13 protein-coding genes are annotated in these 7,125 nt (G+C 72.4%); 3 read left to right on the top strand and 10 right to left on the bottom strand.

From position 1 onward, the window contains the following. The 7 genes from NJ376_RS27685 to NJ376_RS27655 form a co-directional block, all read right to left on the bottom strand. A partial coding sequence (locus tag NJ376_RS27685) for a PAS domain-containing protein (protein ID WP_252956585.1) occupies nt 1-237 on the bottom strand: 237 nt, incomplete at its 3' end. Then, nucleotides 230-1,297 (bottom strand): EscU/YscU/HrcU family type III secretion system export apparatus switch protein, encoded by a 1,068-nt coding sequence (locus tag NJ376_RS27680; protein ID WP_252956584.1) that lies wholly within the window; start codon nt 1,295-1,297, stop codon nt 230-232. The genes NJ376_RS27680 and NJ376_RS27685, both read right to left, overlap by 8 nt. Nucleotides 1,298-1,300: 3 nt before the next feature. Continuing rightward, a complete protein-coding gene (locus NJ376_RS27675) occupies nt 1,301-2,062 on the bottom strand; it encodes a flagellar biosynthetic protein FliR (RefSeq protein ID WP_252956583.1) in 762 nt (253 codons plus the stop codon). Further along, nucleotides 2,062-2,337, bottom strand: coding sequence for a flagellar biosynthetic protein FliQ (locus NJ376_RS27670; protein WP_252956582.1), 276 nt, complete (start codon nt 2,335-2,337; stop codon nt 2,062-2,064). The genes NJ376_RS27675 and NJ376_RS27670 overlap by 1 nt, the downstream gene beginning before the upstream one ends. 167 nt (nt 2,338-2,504) lie before the next feature. Next, the gene (locus tag NJ376_RS27665) at nt 2,505-2,816 is read right to left on the bottom strand and encodes a flagellar hook-basal body complex protein FliE (protein ID WP_252956581.1); all 312 of its coding nucleotides are present in this window, start codon (nt 2,814-2,816) and stop codon (nt 2,505-2,507) included. Then, nucleotides 2,816-3,223 carry a flagellar basal body rod protein FlgC gene (gene flgC / locus NJ376_RS27660; protein ID WP_252956580.1) on the bottom strand — a complete coding sequence of 136 codons (408 nt, stop codon included), beginning with the start codon at nt 3,221-3,223 and terminating at the stop codon, nt 2,816-2,818. The genes NJ376_RS27665 and flgC overlap by 1 nt, the downstream gene beginning before the upstream one ends. 37 nt (nt 3,224-3,260) lie before the next feature. Continuing rightward, nucleotides 3,261-3,650, bottom strand: a complete 390-nt coding sequence (locus NJ376_RS27655; protein ID WP_252956579.1) for a flagellar basal body rod protein FlgB — start codon at nt 3,648-3,650, stop codon at nt 3,261-3,263. A gap of 105 nt (nt 3,651-3,755) precedes the next feature. Here NJ376_RS27655 and NJ376_RS27650 point away from each other — a divergent pair, with 105 nt between their 5' ends. The 3 genes from NJ376_RS27650 to fliP are packed head-to-tail and all read left to right on the top strand — an operon-like array spanning nt 3,756 to nt 5,081. After that, the gene (locus NJ376_RS27650) at nt 3,756-4,022 is read left to right on the top strand and encodes a hypothetical protein (RefSeq protein WP_252956578.1); all 267 of its coding nucleotides are present in this window, start codon (nt 3,756-3,758) and stop codon (nt 4,020-4,022) included. A gap of 58 nt (nt 4,023-4,080) precedes the next feature. Next, a complete protein-coding gene (locus tag NJ376_RS27645; protein ID WP_252956577.1) occupies nt 4,081-4,344 on the top strand; it encodes a flagellar biosynthetic protein FliO in 264 nt (87 codons plus the stop codon). Further along, entirely contained in the window at nt 4,341-5,081 is a 741-nt protein-coding gene (fliP, locus tag NJ376_RS27640; protein ID WP_252956576.1) for a flagellar type III secretion system pore protein FliP, read from the top strand. Before NJ376_RS27645 ends, fliP begins: the two co-directional genes overlap by 4 nt. A 74-nt stretch (nt 5,082-5,155) precedes the next feature. On the opposite strand, the gene speE is transcribed toward fliP, so the two are convergent. From speE to NJ376_RS27625, 3 genes are all read right to left on the bottom strand, one after another. Next, a complete protein-coding gene (gene speE, locus NJ376_RS27635; protein WP_252956575.1) occupies nt 5,156-6,022 on the bottom strand; it encodes a polyamine aminopropyltransferase in 867 nt (288 codons plus the stop codon). A 75-nt stretch (nt 6,023-6,097) separates the two neighbouring features. Continuing rightward, the gene (speD, locus tag NJ376_RS27630; RefSeq protein WP_252956574.1) at nt 6,098-6,550 is read right to left on the bottom strand and encodes an adenosylmethionine decarboxylase; all 453 of its coding nucleotides are present in this window, start codon (nt 6,548-6,550) and stop codon (nt 6,098-6,100) included. Nucleotides 6,551-6,703: 153 nt separating this feature from the next. Next, the coding region (locus tag NJ376_RS27625; RefSeq protein WP_370288737.1) for a hypothetical protein at nt 6,704-7,125 on the bottom strand (422 nt) is incomplete at its 5' end.

The following is a 7,125-nucleotide window of genomic DNA, read 5'->3' as shown; positions in this document are numbered from 1 at the left end:
ACGGGCCAGCAGCGCGGCGAAGGCCGGCCGCGCCGCCTCCCGCAGCAGCAGGGCGGCAGGCAGGCCGGGGCGCGGCGCCAAAGCGGGCCCGGCCATCCGACCGAGCGCCGGATTCGCCGCCAGCAGCCGGCCCTCCGCATCCAGCAGCGCCAGCCCCTCCGGCAGGGCGGCGAAAAGGGCCTGGAAGGCGGCATCCGGCCCGGCGCCACGGCGGGCGAACCAACGCCGCTCAGCCATGCGCCGCCCCCGCCTGGCGGCCCTGCAACCGCCAGACATAGGCGATGATCTCGGCCACCGCCTGCCAATGCTCGGCGGGCACCTCGGTGTCCGGCTCCAGCCGGAACAGGGCGCGGGCCAAGGGCGGGTTCGAGACGATCGGCACGCCATGCTCCTCCGCCACGGCGCGGATGCGCGCCGCCAGCTCATCCGCGCCCTTGGCCACCAGCCGCGGCGCCGCGGCCTGGCCCGGCGCATAGAGCAGCGCCACCGCATAGTGGGTGGGGTTGGTGATGACAACGGTCGCCTTCGGCACCTGGGCCAGCATGCGCCGCCGGGCCCGGGTTTCGCGGATCTGCCGCTGCCGTGCCCGGATGTGCGGGTCGCCTTCCGATTCCTTCTGCTCCTCCCGGATGTCCTCCCGGCTCATCCGCATCTGCCGCAGGAAGCGCCAGCGCACCAGCAGCAGATCCAGCCCGGCGAGGATGCCGAAGGCCAGCAGCATGGCGACCAGCAGCCGCAGCACGGCACGGCCGGCCTCCGCCAGGAGCGCGGCGATGGGCTGATGCAGCAGGGATGGCAGCCGCTCCGGCTCCACCGCCTGCCACAGCGCGGAGCCGAGGAGGATGAGCTTCGCCAGGGTGCGCCCCAGCTCGATCAGCCCCTCCGCCCCGAAGAGGCGGCGCAGCGCGGCGAGCGGGCTGAGCCGGGCGAGGTCCGGCGCCAGCTTCTCCGCATGCAGCCCCGGCCCGGTCTGGGCCAGGCTGGCGAGGATGGCGGCCAGCCCGACCAAGCCGAGCACCGGCAGCAGCATGAAAGCGGAGGATTGCAGCAGCGCCGCGACCAGCGGCAAGGCGAGGCCCGGCTCCGCCCGCTCCAGGATCAGGCGCATGGCGAAGAGCCAGTCCCTGCCCAGCGGCGGCAGGGCGAGGAGGCAGGCGATGCTCGCCGCCAGCAGGGTGGCGAAGCCCACCGCTTCCCGCGAGAGCGGGACCTGACCCTGTTCCCGCGCCTTCTCCAGGCGCCGTTGCGAGGGGGCTTCCGTCCGGTCCTCGGCCTCCTTCTCCTCGCCCTCCGCCATGGCTCAGCGCCCGGCGCCGAGGGCGAGGAAGCCTTCGCGGCTGGCCGCGAGCCAGACCTCGAGCAGCGGCGGCAGGACCAGCATGAGCAGCAGCAGCCCGGCCAGGATCTGCGCCGGGGCGGCGAGGTTGTAGACCTGCACCTGCGGCGCCACGCGAGCCAGCAGGGCCAGGGCGAAATTGCCGGTGATGCCGGCCAGCACCAGCGGCGCCGCGAGGCGGAGCGCGATGCCGAGGCTGTCCGCCACCGCCTGGGCCAGCAGCTCCGCCGTGGCGCCGAGCGGCACCGGGCCGCCGGCCGGCAGCAGCGCGTAGCTGCGCACCAGCCCTTGCAGCGGCAGGGCGTAGAGGCCGGTGGAGAGGATGAGCAGCGCCGCCATCAGGGAGAAGAGCCGGCCGGGCGCCGTGCTGTGCGCGCCGAAGGCCGGGTCGGTCTGCAGGGGGCTGCTGAGGCCCGTCATCAGCGCCACCACCTGCCCGGCCTGGGCCATGGCGAGGCTGAGCAGCCGCGCGAGAACCCCGAACCAGAGGCCGATCGCGATCTCCCCGCAAAGCAGCCGGGCGAGGTCGCCGAGCTCCGCCGGCAGAGGCGGCAGGGTGGGGGCGAGCGGGGCGATGAGCAGCGCGACGAGGGCCAGCAGCAGGGCCAGGCGGATCGCCATCGGCACCTCCTGCTCCCCGAGTCCGGGCAGCAGCATGACGGCGCCGCCGAGCCGGCAGAGCAGCAGCACGGCATGGAAGGCCAGGGTCGGCAGCGCCTCCAGCATCAGGGCAGGCCGCCAATGGCCACGATGCGGTCGAACAACCCGCCGGCATAGGCGCGCATGGCGCCCACCATGCCGGGACCGAGCAGCAGGAGGATGACGCCGAGGGCGACGAGCTTCGGCAGGAAGGCGAGCGTCGCCTCCTGCACCTGGGTCAGCGCCTGCAGAATGGAGACGACCAGCCCGACGGCGAGCATGGCGAGCAGCGGCGGCCCGGCCAGTTGCAGCGCCATCCAGATGGCCTCGCGCACCGCGAGCGCTGTGGGATTCTCGATCATCCGCCGCCTCCTGCGGGGAGCCGGCACGGAGTCCGGCCTGGTGCACGCTATGCGCCCCACCCGCTGCCCGGTGTCCTGCCGCGGCTTTGTCGCGACAGGCTGTGCGAGGCTTCAGGAACGCAGCGACTCCGCCCCCCCACGGCGTTGCGCAGCAACGTTGTGGGGAACTAGATGGGCATGCGCATCACGTCCTGATAGGCAGAGACGACCCGGTCCCGCACTGCGACGGCGGTCTGCAGGGTGAGCTCGGCGCGCGAGACGGCGAGCACGACATCGGTGACGCTGCCCTGGCCCATCAGGGATTGCGTGGTGGCGGCATCGGCACCGCGGCCGACCTCCACCGCATCCTGCACCGCCCGCTGCAGCGCGGCGCCGAAGCCCTCCGCCGCGGCACCAGCCTCCGCCGGGCTGGCAGCGGCGCGATAGGCGGCAGCCGCCTGGGCCGGTGCGACGGCGGAGGGCGCGACCGGCCCTGGCATCAGCGCAGCGCCTCGATGGTGCGGGTCAGCATGCCGCGCGTCGTCTCCAGCACCGAAAGGTTGGCGCTGTAGCTGCGCTGCGCCTCCCGCATGTCCATCATCTCCACCAGGCTGTCCACGTTGGGCCGCTTGACATAGCCATCGGCATCGGCGGCGGGGTGGCCCGGCTCGTAGTCCCGGCGGAACGCCCCGGGGGCGGTGCCGACGCGCTCCACCTGCACCAGCTCCACCCCCGCCTGGCGGTCCATCCGGCTGGCGAAGGTGACGGTCTTGCGGCGATAGGGATCGGCGCCCGGCGACTGGCCGGTGCTGTCGCGGTTGGCGATGTTCTCCGCCACCACGCGCAGGCGCAGGGATTGCGCCTGCATGCCGGCGGCGGAGACGCGGAGGGCCTGGTCGAGATCCATGGCGGCGATCCTTCGGCGCGTCAGGGGTGTGGGCGCATCATTGCTGGCGTCCCAGCGCGGTGCGGAACATGCCCATCCAGCGGCGGTAGAGGTTGCTGGCCAGGGCATGGGCGGTGTCGGTATCCGCCACCCGCAGGGCCTCCCGGTCCAGGGAGACGGCATTGCCGTTCGGCGCCCGCTCCACCGCCAGCCGGTCCGGCCGGGCATCCGGGTTGCCGCGCCGGTTGGCAATGTGCTGGCCATCGGTGCGGGCCAGGGTCATGCCGCCGCCACGCGCCAGCAGCTCGGCGAAGGGGCGGATGTCGCTCGGCCGGAAATTCGGCGTATCGGCATTGGCGACGTTCCGCGCCAGCACGCCCTGCCTTGCATCCAGCCAGGCAAGCCGCCGTTCGGCGAGGGCGATGGTGGAAGTCCGGGACGGGTCCATGCCCCGGATATGCCGCGAGACGTGCGAAGGAAGAGTAAAGGCGGCCGCGGCGCGCCGGACGGCGGTGCAAGGATCGCTTAACCCCGCCCCGGCAAGATGTGCCGCATGAGCCAGAGCCCTGGAACGGACCGCTACACCGCGCCGGTCCTCGCCGCCATCCAGTCGATGCAGGGCACCGTCACCCTCGCCCGCGCCCTGAGCGAGGGGGGGCGGCGGATCGACCTCGCCGGGCTGGATGCCGAAGCCGCCCGGCTCTGCGCCGCGGTGGCGGTGCTGCCAAAGCCGGCGGGGCAATCCCTGCGGCCGGCGCTGCTGGCCCTGCTGGCCGAGGTGGAGGGGCTGGCCGGCACCCTGCCCGCCCCCGAAGGCTGAGCGCACCGGCCGACTTCACCTCTTCCGCCCCCCACCGCCGGCAGGAGGCCGCGGGACCATGCTGGACACAGGACCCTGGCTGCAGGCCGCCGCCGCCCTCGCCGCGGTGCTCGGGCCGCTCTGGCTCGCCGCGCGGGCGCTCGGCCGCCGCCAGGGCGGGGCGGCACGGCCGGGGCGGCGCCTCGCCCTGCTGGAAAGCCTCGCCCTCGATCCGCGCCGCCGCCTCCTCCTCATCCGCTGCGACGGGCGGGAGGCGCTGCTGCTGACCGGCGGGACGGAGGACCGGATGCTGGGCTGGCTGCCGCCGGAGCAGGCGCCGTGAGGCGCCTCGGCCTCGGCCTCCTGCTGCTGCTGGGCGCCGCCCTGCCGGCGGCGGCGCAGAGCGTTTCCATCGATCTCGGCGCGGCGGGCCAGGCCGGCGCCACCTCCCGCCTCGTTCAGCTCACCGCGCTGATCGGGCTGCTTTCCCTGGCACCGTCGCTGCTGGTAATGGCCACCGCCTTCACCCGCATCGTCATCGTGCTCTCCCTGCTGCGCAGCGCCATCGGTGCCCAGGGCGTGCCGCCCAACCCGATCCTGGTCGGGCTGGCGCTCTTCCTCACCCTCTTCGTCATGCAGCCGGCGCTGGAGGCAAGCTGGCAGGGCGGCATCCAGCCGCTGATGGAAGGCCGGATCGGCGAGATGGAGGGGCTGGCGGCGGCGGCCGAGCCCTTCCGCACCTTCATGGCCGGCCAGGTGCGGGAGGGGGACATGGCGGTGTTCCTTGATCTCGCCCAGCTGCCGCCGGTGCCGGAGGATGCGCGGCCGGAGCAGCTGCCCTGGCGCGCCCTGCTGCCCGCCTTCCTGGTCAGCGAGCTGAAGCGCGCCTTCGAGATCGGCTTCCTGCTCTTCCTGCCCTTTCTGGTCATCGACATGGTGGTGGCCAGCCTGCTCATGTCGCTCGGCATGATGATGCTGCCGCCGAACGTGATCTCCTTGCCCTTCAAGCTGATCTTCTTCGTGCTGGTGGATGGCTGGCGGCTGGTGGCCGGCAGCCTGGTGCAGGGTTTCGCGCCATAGGCCGCTACATGCCGAAAGCCCCGCCAGCCGCCCTGGCGGGCAGCGGCAGGGCGACTGGCGGCAGCGGCGGTCTCTCAGCCCGCCAGCGCCGCCGCGATATAGGGCGGCAGGTGGAAGGCGCCGACATGGATTTCCGGCGTCCAGTACCTCGTCGTGCCCAGCACGCCGGCCGCCTGGGCCCGGGCGCGGATCTCCTCCACCCCCACCTGACGCAGCGACGCGTCCTTCGCCGCCCAGCCCAGCGTCATGAAGCCGCCGACATAGGTCGGCACCGCCGCCACATAGGCATGGGTGTCCGGGAAGGCCTTGGCGCGGCGCAGATTGGTGTCCCGCAGCTCATCCGCCTGCATGAAGGGCACGCCGCACTGGTTGACGATGAGGCCGCGCTCGCTCAGCAGCCGCGCCGCATTGGCGTAGAATTCCTCGGTGAACAGCACCTCGCCGACGCCGATCGGATCGGTGCTGTCCACGATGACGACGTCGAAGCTGGCGGCCGGCGCCTGGCGGACATAGTCGATGCCGTCGCCGACGATCACCTCGGCGCGCGGATCGTTCCAGGCATCGCCGGCGATGCCCGGCAGGTGCTCCTTCGCCAGCCGGATCACCTCGCCATCGATCTCGACCATCACGGCGCGCTCGACATTGCGGTGCTGCAGCACGCGGCGCAGCACGCCGCCATCCCCGGCGCCGATGATCAGCACGCGCTTCGCCGCGCCATGCGCCAGCAGCGGCACATGGGTCAGCATCTCCTGATAGACGAACTCATCCGCCTCGGTGATCTGCACCACGCCGTCCAGCAGCATCACCCGGCCATGGGTGTAGCTCTCGAACACCATGATGTCCTGGAAGCCGCTCTTCACCCGCGCGAGCTCCCGCTTCACCAGGAAGCGCTGGCCCCATTCGGCATAGAGGGATTCATTCACCCAGGAATCGGTCGCCATCACGGCCCCCTTCACGACAGAAGAAGGGCCGGACCCTGCCGGATCCGGCCCCCGTTCTTCACCCGCAAAATGATGTCAGGCGATCAGCCCGCGCTTGTTCTCGGCGAGCTGCACGCGGCCGGGCAGGAAGCCCTTCTTCAGCACCGGAATGGCGTTGTACGGGTTGCAGGCGCCGCAGACGAAGATGTCGAGCGCCGCGTAGTCCCGCTCCGGCCAGGTGTGGATGGAGACATGGCTTTCCGCGAGCACCAGCACGCCGGAGACGCCGCTGTTCGGGCCGAAATGGTGAAAATGCCCGTGCAGGATCGTCGCGCCGGTGGCGATCGCCGCCTCGCGCAGCACCGCATCGATATGCTCCGGGTCGGCGAGGTTGGTCGCGTCCCACAGATCGATGATCAGATGCGTGCCGGCGAATTTCACGCCGTCACGGGTGACGAAATAGTCCTTGTCCTCGCTCACCGAGGTCACGGAATTCTGGGTGTCGCTCGGGAGCTCCGAGACCATCCCCAGTTGGACGAGAGCTTCCATCGCGGGCTCCTTCCCACCAGCAGATGACCAGGGTGATCGGGATTGATCAGGTCAACGGGGCGCGCATATGAGGCACTCCGCCCCCCCACGCAAGCGAAAACATCCCCCCTCGGCCGAAAATTTTGCCGCCCACCCCCGCGTTGCACGCGGGACTCACCGCGCCACCGGCACGCCGGCCCGCAATGCCTCCAGCCGGCTAGGCAACGACCGGAAGAGTTGCAGCTCCTGCTGCAGCCGCGGCAGGTCGGAAAGGCCGCGCATCGGGTCCCCGGTCAGGGCCTGGAAGGCGGCCGCCAGCCGCGGCTCCGTGAGGCGCGGGCCGTACTGGGCGCGCAACGCCGCCAGCGCTGCCTCATCCCCCGCCAGGGTGAGGATCGCCGCCTGGCGCAGCACGGCGCGCTGCGCCGCTTCCGCCAGGGCCGCGTCGCCTGCCAGCAGGGCGGCGCGCAGATGCGCCCCGAGCGCCGCCGCTGCCCCCGGCCAGTCCTGCGCCTCGACCAGCAGATCGGCCAGGGTCTCCTGCCCTGCGGGCCCGAGCGGCTCCAGCATCTGTCGCGCCTCCGCCAGCCGGCCGC

The sequence above is a fragment of the Siccirubricoccus soli genome, assembly GCF_024178315.1.
In the GTDB taxonomy this organism is placed as follows: Bacteria; Pseudomonadota; Alphaproteobacteria; order Acetobacterales; family Acetobacteraceae; genus Siccirubricoccus; species Siccirubricoccus soli.
This window is presented reverse-complemented; position numbering and strand designations above follow the sequence as displayed.